This window comes from Cupriavidus sp. 05L310, from assembly GCF_056398185.1.
In genome coordinates, this window is sequence record NZ_JBFTOX010000009.1 from 102,748 (window position 1) to 117,204 (window position 14,457).

The 14,457-nt window shown below is 64.8% G+C and carries 16 protein-coding genes and 2 tRNA genes; 7 read left to right on the forward strand and 11 right to left on the reverse strand.

The genetic code is table 11. From position 1 onward, the window contains the following. Nucleotide 1 precedes the first annotated feature (1 nt). Nucleotides 2-358: a hypothetical protein gene (locus AC1DS6_RS08635; RefSeq protein ID WP_477102438.1), complete on the reverse strand. Its 357-nt coding sequence runs from the start codon at nt 356-358 to the stop codon at nt 2-4. A 174-nt stretch (nt 359-532) separates the two neighbouring features. Between AC1DS6_RS08635 and AC1DS6_RS08640 the strand changes: the two genes are divergently transcribed. From AC1DS6_RS08640 to AC1DS6_RS08650, 3 genes are all read left to right on the forward strand, one after another. Then, nucleotides 533-2,029 carry an aminotransferase-like domain-containing protein gene (locus AC1DS6_RS08640; RefSeq protein WP_477102439.1) on the forward strand — a complete coding sequence of 499 codons (1,497 nt, stop codon included), beginning with the start codon at nt 533-535 and terminating at the stop codon, nt 2,027-2,029. Nucleotides 2,030-2,210: 181 nt separating this feature from the next. Further along, nucleotides 2,211-2,624, forward strand: coding sequence for a hypothetical protein (locus tag AC1DS6_RS08645; RefSeq protein ID WP_477102440.1), 414 nt, complete (start codon nt 2,211-2,213; stop codon nt 2,622-2,624). A 247-nt stretch (nt 2,625-2,871) separates the two neighbouring features. Further along, nucleotides 2,872-4,302, forward strand: a complete 1,431-nt coding sequence (locus AC1DS6_RS08650; protein ID WP_477102459.1) for a sensor domain-containing diguanylate cyclase — start codon at nt 2,872-2,874, stop codon at nt 4,300-4,302. 93 nt (nt 4,303-4,395) lie between these two features. Here the strand turns inward: AC1DS6_RS08650 and lpxO are convergent, their stop codons facing one another. Beyond that, entirely contained in the window at nt 4,396-5,298 is a 903-nt protein-coding gene (gene lpxO / locus AC1DS6_RS08655) for a lipid A hydroxylase LpxO (protein ID WP_035859469.1), read from the reverse strand. A gap of 176 nt (nt 5,299-5,474) precedes the next feature. Next, nucleotides 5,475-5,786, reverse strand: a complete 312-nt coding sequence (locus tag AC1DS6_RS08660) for a hypothetical protein (protein WP_035859468.1) — start codon at nt 5,784-5,786, stop codon at nt 5,475-5,477. Between the two features lie 247 nt (nt 5,787-6,033). Between AC1DS6_RS08660 and AC1DS6_RS08665 the strand changes: the two genes are divergently transcribed. Beyond that, on the forward strand, nt 6,034-6,339 hold the full coding sequence (locus AC1DS6_RS08665) for a hypothetical protein (RefSeq protein WP_035859467.1): 306 nt from the start codon (nt 6,034-6,036) through the stop codon (nt 6,337-6,339). A 178-nt stretch (nt 6,340-6,517) separates the two neighbouring features. Here the strand turns inward: AC1DS6_RS08665 and AC1DS6_RS08670 are convergent, their stop codons facing one another. Next, a complete protein-coding gene (locus AC1DS6_RS08670; protein WP_441632085.1) occupies nt 6,518-7,201 on the reverse strand; it encodes a Fe2+-dependent dioxygenase in 684 nt (227 codons plus the stop codon). Nucleotides 7,202-7,467: 266 nt separating this feature from the next. On the opposite strand from AC1DS6_RS08670, the gene AC1DS6_RS08675 reads away from it, so the two are divergent. Together AC1DS6_RS08675 and AC1DS6_RS08680 are read left to right on the forward strand one after the other, a co-directional pair. Further along, entirely contained in the window at nt 7,468-7,755 is a 288-nt protein-coding gene (locus AC1DS6_RS08675) for a hypothetical protein (RefSeq protein ID WP_276287725.1), read from the forward strand. Between the two features lie 124 nt (nt 7,756-7,879). Then, a complete protein-coding gene (locus tag AC1DS6_RS08680) occupies nt 7,880-8,326 on the forward strand; it encodes a hypothetical protein (RefSeq protein WP_441632087.1) in 447 nt (148 codons plus the stop codon). A 144-nt stretch (nt 8,327-8,470) separates the two neighbouring features. On the opposite strand, the gene AC1DS6_RS08685 is transcribed toward AC1DS6_RS08680, so the two are convergent. The 5 genes from AC1DS6_RS08685 to AC1DS6_RS08705 form a co-directional block, all read right to left on the reverse strand. Then, nucleotides 8,471-8,546, reverse strand: a tRNA-Met gene (locus AC1DS6_RS08685). A gap of 166 nt (nt 8,547-8,712) precedes the next feature. Next, nucleotides 8,713-8,952, reverse strand: coding sequence for a hypothetical protein (locus AC1DS6_RS08690; RefSeq protein WP_477102441.1), 240 nt, complete (start codon nt 8,950-8,952; stop codon nt 8,713-8,715). Between the two features lie 273 nt (nt 8,953-9,225). After that, nucleotides 9,226-9,507 (reverse strand): hypothetical protein, encoded by a 282-nt coding sequence (locus AC1DS6_RS08695; RefSeq protein ID WP_441632091.1) that lies wholly within the window; start codon nt 9,505-9,507, stop codon nt 9,226-9,228. Nucleotides 9,508-9,608: 101 nt separating this feature from the next. Beyond that, nucleotides 9,609-10,445, reverse strand: coding sequence for a DUF1266 domain-containing protein (locus AC1DS6_RS08700; protein WP_441632093.1), 837 nt, complete (start codon nt 10,443-10,445; stop codon nt 9,609-9,611). A gap of 263 nt (nt 10,446-10,708) precedes the next feature. Then, a tRNA-Arg gene (locus AC1DS6_RS08705) sits at nt 10,709-10,785 on the reverse strand. Nucleotides 10,786-10,909: 124 nt separating this feature from the next. Here AC1DS6_RS08705 and greB point away from each other — a divergent pair. Beyond that, nucleotides 10,910-11,506, forward strand: a complete 597-nt coding sequence (greB, locus tag AC1DS6_RS08710) for a transcription elongation factor GreB (RefSeq protein WP_045238628.1) — start codon at nt 10,910-10,912, stop codon at nt 11,504-11,506. Nucleotides 11,507-11,527: 21 nt separating this feature from the next. Here the strand turns inward: greB and AC1DS6_RS08715 are convergent, their stop codons facing one another. Beyond that, nucleotides 11,528-13,945, reverse strand: a complete 2,418-nt coding sequence (locus tag AC1DS6_RS08715) for a RelA/SpoT family protein (protein ID WP_441632135.1) — start codon at nt 13,943-13,945, stop codon at nt 11,528-11,530. A 258-nt stretch (nt 13,946-14,203) separates the two neighbouring features. Beyond that, a complete protein-coding gene (rpoZ, locus tag AC1DS6_RS08720; RefSeq protein WP_006578656.1) occupies nt 14,204-14,407 on the reverse strand; it encodes a DNA-directed RNA polymerase subunit omega in 204 nt (67 codons plus the stop codon). Nucleotides 14,408-14,457: the final 50 nt, after the last annotated feature.

Sequence of the window (14,457 nt, forward strand, 5' to 3'; positions counted from 1 at the left end):
GTTACCTCGCCAGCCAGCGGGCCCACCAGGCCCGCGCCGGCGGTGGCTGAAGCCGCAGCGTGGCCGCTCGCCGCGCCAGCACTTCCACCCAGCCCGCCGGCAGTTCCGCCGCGCTGCCAGCCGGCAGGCGCCGCGGCAGGCGCCACACCGTGCCGGACAGCCAGCGCGGCGCCTCGACCATGTCCACTTCGCCCTCCAGCACATAAAGCGTGGTGCCGGCCTGGGCATGGAACCGTAGCACACGGCTGGTTTCGAGGTCGAGCGTCTGCGCTTGCGGCACGCTCGCCGCCGGCGTGGCGTGGGCAACCTGCACCGGCTCGACAGCGACGATGATTGGTTCTGAACGATAGCTTTGCATGATGCCTGTTCCCTGGCTTTGACAGGGTTCCAGACTACCGGGCAGTACCGGACCAAAACAGGCACACGCCAGCGGCTTGTGAACCATAACAGAGGCGCCTCAATCCATCTGTTACGATACAGAAGCCATACATCTGTATCTGTTGTGCCGGCTCCCGCCGCGCCACCATGCCGCATGGAATCCGCCCCGCTCTATCGCCAGCTCGCCCAGCACTACCTGCATGCCATCGAAACCGGCGCACTGAAGCCGGGAGATCGCATCCCCTCCGTGCGCACCCTGATGGAGCTGCATGGCGTGAGTTTGTCCACCGCACTGCAAGCCTGCCGGCAGATGGAGAGCGATGGCCTGCTCGAAGCCAGGCCGCGCTCGGGCTATTTCGTGCGGCATACCCGCCACAAGCCGCTGGCACCGATCGAGGAACCCGCCGCCACGCTGCCGGACCCCGCGCAGTACGTCGGCATCCATGAGCGCATTTCCGCCATCACCGCACGCGGACGCCAGCTTCCGGTCGAGGTGAGCTTCGCCGGCGCCTGCGGCGCGCCGGCACTCTACCCGGCGGAGGCCCTGCGCAATGCCGCGGCGCGCGCGCTGCGGCGCCACCCGTATCTGTTCGGCAGCGCCGCCGACGCCGAAGGGCACCCGGCTTTTCGCGCCGTGCTGGCGCGGCACGCACTGCTTTCGCGCATCACCGTGGCGCCCGAAGACATCATGGTCACCCATGGCTGCACGGAAGCCCTCAACCTTGCCCTGCGCGCGGTGGCGCGCCCGGGCGACGTGATTGCCGTGGAGTCGCCCACCTACTACGGCCTGCTGCAGATACTGGAAAGCCTGGGCATGCGGGCGCTGGAGATTCCCAGCAGCCCGCAGACCGGCATCTCGCTCGAAGCGCTGGAACTGGCGGCACAAACCTACGACAACATCCGCGCCGTGGTGGTGGTGCCGAACCTGCAGAATCCGCTGGGCAGCATCATGCCGGACGCCAACAAGGCGCAACTGGTGGCATGGTGCGAGCAGCGCGCCATCGCGCTGATCGAGGACGACTGCTTCTCCGCGCTGGCGGACAGCGACGCGCCACTGGCCGCGCTCAAGGCCTGGGACCGCGGCGGCGGCGTGATCCATTGCGCCTCGTTGCACAAGATACTGGCCCCTGGCATGCGGCTGGGCTGGATTGCCGCGGGCAGATGGCAGGCGCGCGTGGAGATGCTCAAGTACAGCCAGTCGCGGCCCAACGAACTGCTGGCGCAGATCGCTGCCGCCGAGTACATGGGGTCGGGCGCCTTCGAGCGTCACCTGCGGCGCCTGCGCGAGCAACTGCGCAGCCAGCGCGGGCAGGTGGCGCAAGCGATTGCAGCCGAGTTCCCCGCGGGCACGCGCGCCTCCAACCCGAACGGCGGCCTGCACCTGTGGGTGGAGTTGCCGGGATCGGTATCGTCCGAGACGGTGTTCGACAAGGCCATGGAGGCCGGCATCCGCGTGGTCCCCGGCGTGATGTTCTCCAACTCCAACCGCTTCGACCATTTCCTGCGGCTCAACTGCGGCACGCCGTATTCGCCTGCCATCGAGCGCGCGCTGCGCACGCTTGCTGGCGTGGTGGCGCGCGTGGCCGACAAGCCAGGGCCAGGGCCAGGGCCAGGGCCACAGGGCGGCGCGGGAGCCAGGCGCGGCGGCTGAGGGCCGCTAGCCACGGCCGGCGCCGGGCAAAGCGGCCTGGAGCGCAGCATCCGTCGCCCAGCGCCACCATTCACTCCTCCCATCGCGCCGTTCATCGCAGCCCCCTAGGCACCCTCGGGGGCTGCCGGCATCCTTGCGAACATTGCCGAAACCGGCAGCCCACGCTCACAAGGAGAACCAGATGCCGCACCCCTCCCTCCCCCTTGCCGTCGAGACCGTGGGTTCCGCCTTGCGCCTTTGCACGGCTCGCCGCGCCGACCAGGCGCATCGCCTGGCGCCGCGCGCGGACATCCGCGAGACCAAGGCTAGCCATGACGCCAAGGACGGCGCCAGACACACGAAGCATGATCAAGGACAAAGCGGACATGGCTTGCTTGCCGATACCATCCGCCATGTTCCTGTCCAGACAGTCACCGACATGACTTACGCCCAAACCGCAGCCGGCGGCAAGCTCGACGAGCTGCGCACGCTGGCCGCCCATCTGACCGCCGGCTCGCTGCTGCAGGCGGCCACGCTGCAACTGATTGCCGAGCAAGAAAAATCGCCGCACGGGCACGCGCCCGCGCGCATTGCCGAGCTTTCCCGCCAGGCCTGAGCGGCGGGCCAGCGGCTGCGGCAACCCGCCAGGCGTGTTTTTACGCCACACACCACCCATTTCTTCCTCTGCTGCCATATGCTATCGCCCGTAGCGAGCATGGCGGCAACCTTCCCGGCAGATTCCGGATGGCCCGATCAGCCGTGCCGCCTGCGCTCCGGCCCGGCTGGCGCGCTTATCGGGAAAGGGAGAAAAGAGATTGGTAGCCACGACTGAGACGTCGCGTATCGACGCCGAATACAAAACCATGTTCCAGCTCGCGCCGGTCTCGCTGTGGCTTGAAGACTTCAGCGCGGTGCGCGAGTACTTCCAGGTCCTGCGCGCGCAGGGCGTCAGCGACCTGCGCAGCTACCTGCGCACCCATCCGCAGGAAGTCGCCCGTTGTTCGGCACGGATCCGGGTGCTGGATGTGAACCAGCGCACACTGGACCTCTTTCGCGCCTCGGACCTTTCCGATCTCGTCAGCAATCTAGATACCGTCTTTCGCGACGATATGTTCGACCAGCACGTCGAGGAGCTCGCCCAGCTATGGGACGGCGGGTTGCGTTTTTCCAGCCAGACCGTCAACTACACGCTGGAAGGCAAGCGGCTGGACATCCGGCTGGAGGCAACGGTCATGCCCGGCCACGAGGCGACCTGGGAACGCGTGCTGCTGTCGATCGAGGACATCACCGCGCGCGTCGCCACCGAGCACGAGCTGCGCCGCAGCGAGCAATACGCGATGGGCTTGTTCGAGCATTCGCCGGTCTCGCTATGGGTCGAGGATTTCAGCGCGGTCAAGCTGCTGCTGGACGAAGTGCGCGGCGCGGGCATCACGGATTTCCGCACTTTCCTCAACGTGCACCCGGATTTTATTTCGCGCTGCATGCAGGAGATCCGCGTACTCGACGTCAACCAGCAAACCCTGCTGATGTTCAGCGCGTCGTCCAAGCGGGAACTGCTGTCACGCCTGGGCGATGTGTTCCGCGACAATATGCGCATCCAGTTCGCCGAGCAGCTGATCGACCTCTGGAACGAAAAGCTCTGGCAGCAGCGCGAGGTGGTCAACTACGCGCTGGATGGCCGGCCGGTGGATGTGTTCATGCAGTGGTCGGTCTTTCCCGGCCACGAGGCGGACTGGGACCAGGTGCTGGTCTCCCTGACCGATATCACCGCGCGCAAGAAGGCCGAGGCCTATGTTGAGTTCCTGGGCAAGCACGACGTGCTGACCAAGCTCTACAACCGCGCGTACTACGAAGACGAACTCGCGCGCCTGGGCCGCAAGGGCCCGTGGCCGGTCAGCGTGATCGCGGTGGACCTCAACGGGCTGAAGCAGGTCAACGACCAGCTCGGCCACGGCGACGGAGATGCCTTGCTGCGCCGTACCGGCGAGGCGCTGAAGAAGGCCGTTGGCGAGCAGGCTTGCGTGGCCCGGGTGGGAGGCGATGAATTCATGATTTTGCTGCCGGCGCGCGACGAACGCGGCGCGGCCACGGTGGTCGAGCAGATCCATCAGGTGGTCGAGCTCAACAACCAGTTCTATCCGGGCACCGCGCTCAGCCTGTCGATCGGCACGGCAAGCTGCAGTGCCGGCGATCGCCTGAGCGACACCGTCAAGCTGGCCGACTCGCGCATGTACCAGGCCAAGCGCGCCCATTACGAAGCGCTCGACGACGAGCGCGAACGCCGCCGCCGATAGCGCACCGCAAACAGAAAGGGCCGGCATCAGCCGGCCCTTTCTGTTTTTGCGCGCCGCGGTCCGCCAGGGACCGCGCTGCGTTTGAAGCTCGCGTTACAGGTACACGATCAATGCCACGCCCGCGGCGATCAGGCCGAACTTCACCACGTAGTACGCCGGCCGGCTCCATGCCTTAAAGCGGCGGCGATACTGCCCGCCCAGCCAGACAACACGGAACAGGCGATTGATCACGCCGGTCTGGTCGGATTCCTCGTTGGGCGAACTCGCCGCGGTCATGACCTTGCGGCCCAGCCAGCGGTTGACCTTGCCGGCCCAGCCGAAGCGCATCGGACGCTCGATATCGCAGAACAGGATCAGCCGGTTGCTGTCGCTCTTGTTCTCCGCCCAGTGCAGGTAGGTCTCGTCGAACACCACGCCTTCCCCGTCGCGCCAGCTATGGCGCTCGCCATCGACCTCGATAAAGCAGCGGTCGTCGTTAGGCGTGGCCAGACCCAGGTGGTAACGCAGCGAACCCGCGAACGGATCGCGGTGCGGGTTCAGCTTGCCGCCGGGGGGCAGTTCGGCAAACATCGCCGCCTTCACGCTCGGCAGGCCACGCAGCAGCTCGACAGTGCGCGGGCACAGAACCTCGGCCGAAGGATGGCGGGCTTCATACCACTTCAGGTAGAAACGCTTCCAGCCGTATTTGAAAAACGAGTTGAAACCCGCGTCATCGTTCTTGTCGGCGGCCTTGATCTTGCGCATGGCGGCCAGGGCCAGGCCCTCATCGCGGATCTCCGGCCACGCGGCACGGATCTTCTCGAGTTCCGGAAAGCGCTCGACGGGGATGTAGGGCGTGCGCGGCACGCCCGAAAAAACATACATGAAGCAGTTGACCGGCGCCACCAGTGCCGAATGATCCAGCAACTGGCGCCAGATGCGCAGCCTCACCTTGCCGCGAAAATGCACGTACAGGATCGCTCCCAGGTACGTCGCGACGATTATCCACTTGATCACCCGAAATCCTCCATTCCATGTCAACAGCACCGCGCAGTTGCATACGCGGCAACAGGACGGTGTCGGGGGGCGAAAACCCGTAGTTTATCGAAATGGCGGGCGCCGCGCTCAATGAGATTGATGCACCACACACCAATTCGTCACATGAGACGGATGGGGAAACCGGCCGGTCCGGTTCAAGGCGTGCCGCGCGATTGCCGGGCGATGCGCTCGATCAGCGCATTGGCGTCATCCGGCAAGCCCTGCAGCGTCAGCAGCCGCGCGTTGAGCACCATATTCTCCAGCACCAGCTTGGCGGTGGAGGCCCACATGGTGGCCAGCAGCGCATCCACCGGCATGCCCGCCGATTCCATCGCGCTGGAACGCTGCGCTACCAGATGGCACACCAACGCGCGCAACGTCGCATCGTCGAAGGGCAGGTCGGCATAGTCGATCGGGTCCTCCTTCTCGACTTCGACCATCAGTTGCATGAGCATGTCTTCGGTCATCGGCAAGCTCCCACCGGATCGGATGTTCCTGACGATGACGCTAACCCTCGTCCATCGCGTTGTCAATGCGGCGGACGATCGACCTCAAGCGAACAACAACAGATACGATACGCCGCGCGCGCTTGCCAGATCCGGGTTGCCAGATCCGATGACTCAGGGTAATCGATAGATAGGACGCATCATTTAAGACTGAACAAAGCGTGTAAGCTCCGGTCTCATTCCCATCACTAACTAAACAGTAGCGTTCATGACCAAGCGTTTGTTGTCGGCCATGCGTCAGTACGCATGGTTCGGTGGTGTCAAGCACCACGTGGTCCAAGGCGTGGAAGCGCTGGCCACCTTGCTCAAGTCTCCCGCAGTCGCGGCCCGCGCAGTGGCCGCAATCGTTGCCGAAACCGAACAGGGCGTGCAGGTGTGGGTGTCCTATTTTGGCAAGCCGATGGACCCGCATACCACGTACGTTTTCTGGCCCATGCAGCGCGCGCTCAAACCCGCGCGACGACGCGTCGCCGTTCCCTTGCCCCGGCAACACTGGGATCGCGATCGTCATTAGAGGCGCTGCACCCTCGTTACACCATCACGCGCCGGCCGATCGAGGCCGGTGACGAGAGGCGCCGGCCCCAGCGGTTCATGACGCCTCGCTTCCCCCATCTCCCTCCCGTTCCCCTCACTGCCAGCCGCCATTGCGGCAACCGCCTGATCCCGCCTCGCAGCGGATCGCTGCGCCGCCCTCAGGCGTCGGCCCAGCGCCGCAGCAGGTTGTGATAGACACCGGTAAGCCCCACCACGGCCGGCTCTTTTTGTCCAAGCGCCTGGCCTACCCGCTGGATCTGCGTATCGAGATCAAACAGGACCGAACGCTGGCCTTCGTCGCGCACCATACTCTGAATCCAGAAAAATGACGACACGCGCGCGCCGCGCGTGACCGGGCTGACGTGATGCAGGCTGGTGGCGGGATACAGCACCATATGTCCCGCCGGCAGCTTTACGCGCTGTTGGCCGTAGGTGTCCTCCACCACCAGTTCACCGCCGTCGTAATCCTCCGGCGCCGTCAGGAACAGCGTGGCCGACAGGTCGCTGCGAATGCGGAAGCTGGTGCCGCGCAGGTGGCGGATGGCGTTGTCGATGTGATTATCGAATGCATGCCCACCCTCGTAGCGATTGAACAAGGGCGGGTAGACCTTGAGCGGCAGCGCGGCCGAAATGAACAGCGGGTTGGCCCCCAGCGCATCCTGGATCAGGTCGCCGACCTGGCGCGCCACGGGCGAGCCTTCCGGCAACTGCAGGTTGCGCTTCGCCAGCGCCGATTGATGGCCGGAAGTGGCGTTGCCGTCGGTCCATTCCGCCGCGTCCATCCACGCGCGGCATTGGGCTACCTGAGCCTGTGTCAGCACATCGGGGATTTGCAGCATCATGATTTCGATTACCTCGGCGAGACGGTTAGCGGGCGGCACCTGCAGGCCAGTTGAGCCAGCAGCCTGATGGCGCTCCGGGGAGCGCCGATTGTAAGAGAAAGCGACTCGCCACACAAATAGGAATCATTACCATTTGCCGATGACTTGACCTGACGCAAGTCAACCGGCGTGCAGGAAACCGGTACTGTCAGCCGCGTGCCGACAGCCGCCGCGCATGCCGCCCACTACAATGAAATGCACCCAGCCACTCTGCCCAGGAGACGGAAATGCCCGAACCGGTACATGACGAAGCGTTGGTCAATCTTTACCTTGAGCAGATTTCCGCCCTGTCGATCAGTGCCTTCGATGGTGCCGATGTCGGCCAGGAACTCAGCCAGATCGTGCGCGAGGCCGTCGACCAGTGCGGCGCCAGCAAGGCCACGCCCGCGGGCAATAACCTGAGTGTGCTGATCGAGCGGCTGACCGCGCGCGCCGAGTCCGCGGCCCGCGAGGGTCAGCCGCAGGTGCGCGACACCTTTGCACGCGCCGCCGAACTGGCCCGGACGCCAGCCTGAGATTCAAGCGGGCGGCGGCCCGCGTGCGCGCTCGCGGGGTAATGAACCTCCCGGCGGATCGCGATCTCTAATTGGTATCGTCCGGCAACCGCCGGATGCGATCCATTGCCGGACTCAACGCATCATGCCCCGCGCCATGCTTCGGCTGCTGTTCACAGTATCACTGCTGTCGGTTGGCGCATGCGTGGGCTACCCCTATGACGCCGGCTACGCTTCCTACAACCCTTACGATCCCTATGGGTTCTATGATGGCGGCGTGGTCTATCCGGCTGGCGCGTACGGCTATGGATACGGCTACAACTACGGCTATCCGCTGCCGCTCTATAGCGGGTCCTACGGCGCCTCCTTCTATTACGGCTACGGCGGCTACGGCTATCGAGGCCCGGTCTACCGCGGAGGCTGGCGATACTACGGCGGCTATCCGTATGGCTATCCCTATCGTTCCGGCATGGGACGACCCTATTACCACGGCGGCTGGGGTGCCCATGGCAGTTGGGGAGGACATGGCGGCTGGGGAACCTCCGGGCAACGCGGCAGCGGCCGGAGCGGAGGTGGTCGTGGGCGGCATTGAGAGCGCATTAGCGAACTGCGTCTGCAGTGCGATGGTGCGACCAGCGCGGTTCGGCGCAAACAGCCCCGGGCAATGCGGATTTCGATCGTAGGAATTTACAGAGCTTGGCCAGGACGGCCGGGAGGCAAGACCGGAAAAGATCTTTGGTTGCGGGGGCAGGACTTGAACCTGCGACCTTCGGGTTATGAGCCCGACGAGCTGCCAACTGCTCCACCCCGCGTCCGAGAGGCCGGATTATGGTGGATCGCGCCGCGCATTGCAATCGCTTTGTGACGTCATCGTGAAAAAACCGCTTCCAGGCACTCTAGCCCTCCCTCTCCGCGTTGGATGGCCTGCGCCGCAGCGCAGGCACACCGCATCCCGGATCGCAGGTCCATGCGCTCCCATCAGGCGCGCCGCGCCGCACGCGGCTCCTCATCCTCGGACTCCAGCGTGCTCTTCAGGTACCGGTTGACCTGGTCCAGCGCTTCGAGCTTGGTATCGAAGGACTGGTGCGGAAACGGGTTGTGGCGCTTCTCAATGATCTCGCCATCCTTCTTGCGAATGACCTCGACAACGATTGCCCATTTACCCCTGGGCAGGGACAGGACCTCGTAAACGATCTTGTAGCCATTGAACTCCAACATGATGTACCCCCTTGCTGCTTGCGCGCCTGACAGGCTGCGCGCTTCAGCACCAGGATAGGCCGGGAGGACAATCGTCGCCGTGATCGCGATCAAAGACGAATAAAGAATGCATATCACGGCATAATATGCGATGTTGCGCATTTCGCAATAGCTACCCGAGGGCATCCCGAAGGGCGGCAGGCAGCATGTGCTGTACGCACTCCCCCAACCCCCGACGGAGCGCCGCGAGCCGTATTTCCGCCTGCAGCAAGCCCGCGACAAACGGACGGGCGGCTAATCCCCCCTGGGCCCCACCAGTTTGTCGACGAGTTGGTAGGCCGCGCCAAAGGCCGCCACTTCGGCAGCGTGCCGGGTAGCAAAATGCGCGGCACCGCTCGACAAGCGCTCCGTATCGCCGGCGTCGGACGGGTCCGCACCCTCCTGGCAGACCCGGACTTCGTATCCCCACTGAGCAACTTCGCCCAGCGCCGCGACGCCACCCGCCCGCGGCGATGAAACCAGGACATAGACGTCCATGCCCCGATAAGCCTCCACCCGCCAGTCCGCGTTGCTCATGAGATCTCCTGGGTTGTCCACGGCAAGCACGACTCGAGGAGTCATGCGCACACCTGAACCAGCCTAGCCCGCCGGCACGCGGCTCGCAAGACGGCATGCGCCTACGCGCCACAGGCCGCAGCACGATAAGGCGCAGCGCGCCAGGGACTGGCCGAGTCCTCAAGACAAAGACGAGCGAACGACAACTGCCGCAAGAGGCCGGCGCCGGGTCCGCCCCACATCGCGCGGCCCAGCAGATAGCTCACCGCAACCTCCTCCCAGGACTCAAGCTGCGCGAAGACCTGGGACGCCGCGCGCTCGATCACCGCCCAGGCCTGCGCCTCGGTCTGCATGCCGCAATCGTAGGCCGCCCGCGCGACATGGATCGCGCGGCTCATGTCCCAGGCCAGCACGCCACGCGCGAGATCGACCCGCGAACCAACCACGCGGCTCGCCCTGAGGTCCGGCATGGCGCGCTCGAGGTTGTCAACGCAGAGCGCGAGGCGCACCGGATCAAACAATTCATCGAGCAGCACGATCTCGCGCTCGCGGGCCGCACGCGGCACCGCAAACAGGATCCGGCAAACCTGAGGGTACAGTGCGCGATGCCCCTCCTCCAGCAACCACGCCAGCGTGCCTCGCGCTTCGCCGGCCGTATGGATATGCCAGGCGTTCGCCAGCAAGTCCGCCTGCGTGCGCGCATCGGCGCCGGTAGCCAGTGTGCGGGCATTCAGGGTGAAGCGCTCGTCATGCAAAAGACTCACCAGCAGGCAGCGCTCGCGGCCACCGGAGGTGGGCATCGCGCTACCATCGAGCACCACGGCGCAAGTGCCGCCGCGCAAGTCCAGCTTGCCGCGCGCATCAGGCGGCAACGATACCGGCGGTAAGCGCCGGCGGCGCGCCGCATCGGCCAGCAGGGCGAGCAGCACAGCGGAGACAAACCATGGCAGAGGTCGCATCGCAGGATTCCCCAAGGGAGAGTGCGATCGCTCGGCATGGCAGATCGGGAACAACCAGCACCAGAGCGATCCGGCTACAGAAGCGCATGTGATGCGCGCCGGAACAAAGACTAGCGGCGGGAAGAGCCGTACACGATGAGAAGAATCTCAATCGCTCGCACGCCCGTCATGCGCACACGTCGTGGGCACGGGCAGAACGCCGTAGAATGAACGGGATCCGGAAATGAAAAAGGGCTTCCATTTCTGGAAGCCCTTTTAATCGGTGGTGCGGCTGGCAGGATTCGAACCCACGACCCCTTGGTTCGTAGCCAAGTACTCTATCCAACTGAGCTACAGCCGCACTCGAGAAAAGAGATTATAGCGAACTTTCAGCGTTTGTGAACCCCCTACGCACATTTTTTTGCTTTTTCTTCTGACCGCGCGCGCCTTCCTATAATGACAGCCCCGCAGATGTGATTCCAACCATGAACAAGGCATTTGTCAAAGAGTCTTCCGGCGACGAGGATGACGACCTTCCCGAAGGCGCCACCCCGCTGCCGCCTGGCACCAAGAACTATATCTCCGCCCAAGGCTACCAACGCTTGCGCGATGAACTGATGCATCTGATCGACGTGGCACGCCCGGAGGTGGTCCAGATCGTTTCGTGGGCGGCGTCCAACGGCGACCGCTCCGAGAACGGCGACTATCACTACGGCAAGAAGCGCCTGCGCGAGATCGATCGACGCATCCGCTTCCTGACCAAGCGCCTGGAAAAAGCCGAGGTGGTGGACCCTTCCCTGCAGGGCGACAACGACCAGATCTTTTTCGGCGCCACCGTCACCTACGCCAGCCAGACTGGCGAGGAAACCACTGTCACGATCGTCGGCACCGACGAGGTCGACCTGGACAGCAACCATGTGAGCTGGATTTCGCCGATCGCACGCGCGCTGCTCAAGGCGCGCGAAGGCGATACCGTGCCGCTGCGCACGCCGGCCGGGGTCGAGCAGATCGATATCCTGGAGGTTCGCTATCCCGAAAAGCAGGCGGAGCAGAGCACCGCCGCGCAAACGGGAGAGCACTGAGCCGGACACGCCGGCCGACGGTCAGCCGTCGTTGCGGTCGCGGAAGATGCGGATGACGTCGGGGTTGCGCCTGAGCGCCCGCATCACATTGGCGAGGTGCAGGCGGTTCTGCACCTGGATGATGAACTGCATGTAGGTGGCCTCCTGCTGGCCACCCTCCTGCTGCTCCATCGACACGTGCGCGACGTTAGCGTCGGCCGAGGTCAGGTCGGCCGCGACGCGGGCGACGATACCCTTGACGTTGCGCACCATCACCTTAATCGACACATCGAAGGCGCGCGTGGTCTTGCGCGCCCACATCACGTCGATCCAGTGCTCAGGATCCTTGCTGTGCAGGCGCTTGGCCACCTTGCAGTCCTGCACGTGGATCTGCAAACCCTCGCCCTTGCCCAGGTAGCCGACGATGGAATCGCCGGGAATCGGACGGCAGCATGCCGAGAAGATGATCGACATGCCTTCGTCGCCGGTGATCGGCACCGCTGGCGCTTCTTCGCCGGCGAAGGTCTGCACGGCCGCCAGCAGCGCGCTGTCGACGTCGCCGGACAACTCTTGCAGCAGGATCTCCATGCGCTTGGCCACCACGGCGGGCACGCGCCGCCCCAGTGCCAGGTCGGCGAAGATGTCTTCCTTGTGCTTGTTGCCGGTCCACTGCACCATGCGATCCCACACCGACTGCGGCAGTGCCTTCAGCTCGATCCCGAGCTGGCGCGCCGACTGCTCCAGCAGGCGCTCGCCAAGCTGGATGGCTTCGTCGAGCCGCGTGGTCTTGAGATAGTGGCGGATGGCCGCGCGCGCCTTGCCGGTGCGCACAAAGGCCAGCCAGGCCGGATTCGGCTTGGAGTACGGCGCCGTCACCACCTCGACGATGTCGCCGCTCTTGAGCTCGGTGCGCAGCGGCAGCAGCTCGTTGTTGATCTTGACCGCCACGCACTGGTTGCCGAGATCGCTGTGCACGGCATATGCGAAATCGAGTGCGGTGGCGCCGCGCGGCAGCGCGCGGATATGCCCCTTGGGCGTGAACACGTAGACCGCATCCGGGAACAGGTCGATCTTGACGTGTTCGAGGAATTCCTGCGAATCGCCGGTCTGGCTCTGGATATCGAGCAGCGACTGCAGCCACTGGTGGGCCTGCTGCTGGATATCGTTGGCCTGGTCGGCCTGGTGCTTGTACATCCAGTGCGCGGCCACGCCGGCTTCCGCGATCTGGTGCATGTCGCGGGTGCGGATCTGGAATTCCACCGGCGTGCCGAACGGGCCCACCAGCGTGGTGTGCAAGGACTGGTAGCCGTTGATCTTCGGAATGGCGATGTAGTCCTTGAACTTGCCGGGCATGGGCTTGTACAGCCCGTGCAGCGCACCCATCGCCATATAGCAGTGCATCTGGGTTTCCACCACGACGCGGAACCCGTATACGTCGAGCACCTGCGAGAACGACAGCTGCTTGTCGTGCATCTTGCGGTAGATGCTGTAGAGCGTCTTCTCACGCCCCGACAGCTCGGCCACGATGCCGGCATCCCCCAGCGCCTTCTGCGCGGTCTCGAGGATGCGCCTGACCACCTCGCGCCGGTTGCCCCGGGCGGCCTTGACCGCTTTTTCCAGCGTGGCGTAGCGGAACGGCGAGCCGACCTTGAAGGACAGTTCCTGCAGTTCGCGGTAGGTGGTGTTGAGACCGAGCCGATGAGCGATCGGCGCGTAGATCTCCATCGTTTCGAGCGCGATCCGGCGCCGCTTTTCCGGCGGCACGAAATCGAGCGTGCGCATGTTGTGGGTGCGGTCGGCCAGCTTGACCAGGATCACCCGCACGTCGCGCGCCATCGCCAGCAGCATCTTGCGGAAACTCTCCGCCTGCGCCTGCTCGCGGCTCTGGAATTCGAGCTTGTCCAGCTTGGTCAGGCCATCGACCAGCTCCGACACCTTGGGACCGAATTTTTCCGCCAGCTCGCTCTTGGTGATGCCCTGGTCTTCCATCACGTCGTGCAGCAGCGCCGCCATGATGGATTGCACATCGAGCTTCCAGTCGGCGCACAGTTCCGCCACCGCTACCGGATGCGTGATGTAAGGCTCGCCGCTCTGGCGGTACTGACCGAGGTGGGCCTCGTCCGAGAACTGGAAGGCCTCGCGCACGTGCGCCTGGTCGGCCGGCTTGAGGTAGGCCAGCTTTTCCATCAGCCTGGTGATCGAGATCACCTGCTGGCGCGGCGGCACCGCCGGCTGCGAGGTCGGCCCGAAGAAGTGACGGTAGGACTGCGCCAGCACAGCGTCGATAAACAGCGCGTCGCCCGGGCCGGCTGCCACCGGGGCTCCGCTCAGCTCACTTTCGGCGGCGGCCTGCACGGCCCTGCCCTTGCCCGCGCCCATCGCGGGCGCGACGGCACGTTCCCCGACAACATCGTTGCCGAGCGGATCGGGAAGATTGGGAGCGCCCGTACGCGCCGTCACGGTCGACTGACCGGGCCCGGCGCGCTTGCGCTGAACGGGAGGCACTGCTTCGCCCCCCGCGTCACCAGGCGCTTCTCCGCGCGGGCGCGCCGGCGTCGCCGTGGGGCTGGCCGTCGCGACAGGAGAGGAAGGCTGGGAGGAAGACATGTGGGCGGCTTTCCGAAATCTGGCTGGTTAAGCAAGTACGCGAACCGGTACGTTAGCAGAGTCTCAATGCAAAGGTACGCGTTGCGAGGACTGGCCACCGCCGCCCGAAAATCAGGTCGGTACCTTCTTGAGCATCTCGATGCCGACCTGGCCCGAAGCGATCTCGCGCAGCGCCACCACGGTGGGCTTGTCCTTGGCCTCGACCTTGGGGGTGTGACCCTGCACCAGCTGACGGGCCCGGTAGGTCGCCGCGAGCGCGAGCTCGAAACGATTCGGGATGTGTTTCAGACAATCTTCGACGGTAATACGCGCCATATCAAATCCACCTCGGGACAAAACCTTATGCGATGCCGGCTATTTTACAG

Bases quoted from the DNA above. Each gene is read 5' to 3' on its own strand.
- AC1DS6_RS08640 (WP_477102439.1), top strand. From the start codon at position 533: ATGGAATCCGCCCCGCTCTATCGCCAGCTCGCCCAGCACTACCTGCAT.
- AC1DS6_RS08700 (WP_441632093.1), bottom strand. From the start codon at position 10,445: ATGCGACCTCTGCCATGGTTTGTCTCCGCTGTGCTGCTCGCCCTGCTG.
- AC1DS6_RS08695 (WP_441632091.1), bottom strand. From the start codon at position 9,507: ATGAGCAACGCGGACTGGCGGGTGGAGGCTTATCGGGGCATGGACGTC.
- AC1DS6_RS08675 (WP_276287725.1), top strand. From the start codon at position 7,468: ATGCCCGAACCGGTACATGACGAAGCGTTGGTCAATCTTTACCTTGAG.
- AC1DS6_RS08660 (WP_035859468.1), bottom strand. From the start codon at position 5,786: ATGACCGAAGACATGCTCATGCAACTGATGGTCGAAGTCGAGAAGGAG.
- AC1DS6_RS08650 (WP_477102459.1), top strand. From the start codon at position 2,872: ATGTTCCAGCTCGCGCCGGTCTCGCTGTGGCTTGAAGACTTCAGCGCG.
- greB (WP_045238628.1), top strand. From the start codon at position 10,910: ATGAACAAGGCATTTGTCAAAGAGTCTTCCGGCGACGAGGATGACGAC.
- AC1DS6_RS08670 (WP_441632085.1), bottom strand. From the start codon at position 7,201: ATGATGCTGCAAATCCCCGATGTGCTGACACAGGCTCAGGTAGCCCAA.
- AC1DS6_RS08665 (WP_035859467.1), top strand. From the start codon at position 6,034: ATGACCAAGCGTTTGTTGTCGGCCATGCGTCAGTACGCATGGTTCGGT.
- rpoZ (WP_006578656.1), bottom strand. From the start codon at position 14,407: ATGGCGCGTATTACCGTCGAAGATTGTCTGAAACACATCCCGAATCGT.
- AC1DS6_RS08645 (WP_477102440.1), top strand. From the start codon at position 2,211: ATGCCGCACCCCTCCCTCCCCCTTGCCGTCGAGACCGTGGGTTCCGCC.
- AC1DS6_RS08690 (WP_477102441.1), bottom strand. From the start codon at position 8,952: ATGTTGGAGTTCAATGGCTACAAGATCGTTTACGAGGTCCTGTCCCTG.
- AC1DS6_RS08680 (WP_441632087.1), top strand. From the start codon at position 7,880: ATGCCCCGCGCCATGCTTCGGCTGCTGTTCACAGTATCACTGCTGTCG.
- AC1DS6_RS08635 (WP_477102438.1), bottom strand. From the start codon at position 358: ATGCAAAGCTATCGTTCAGAACCAATCATCGTCGCTGTCGAGCCGGTG.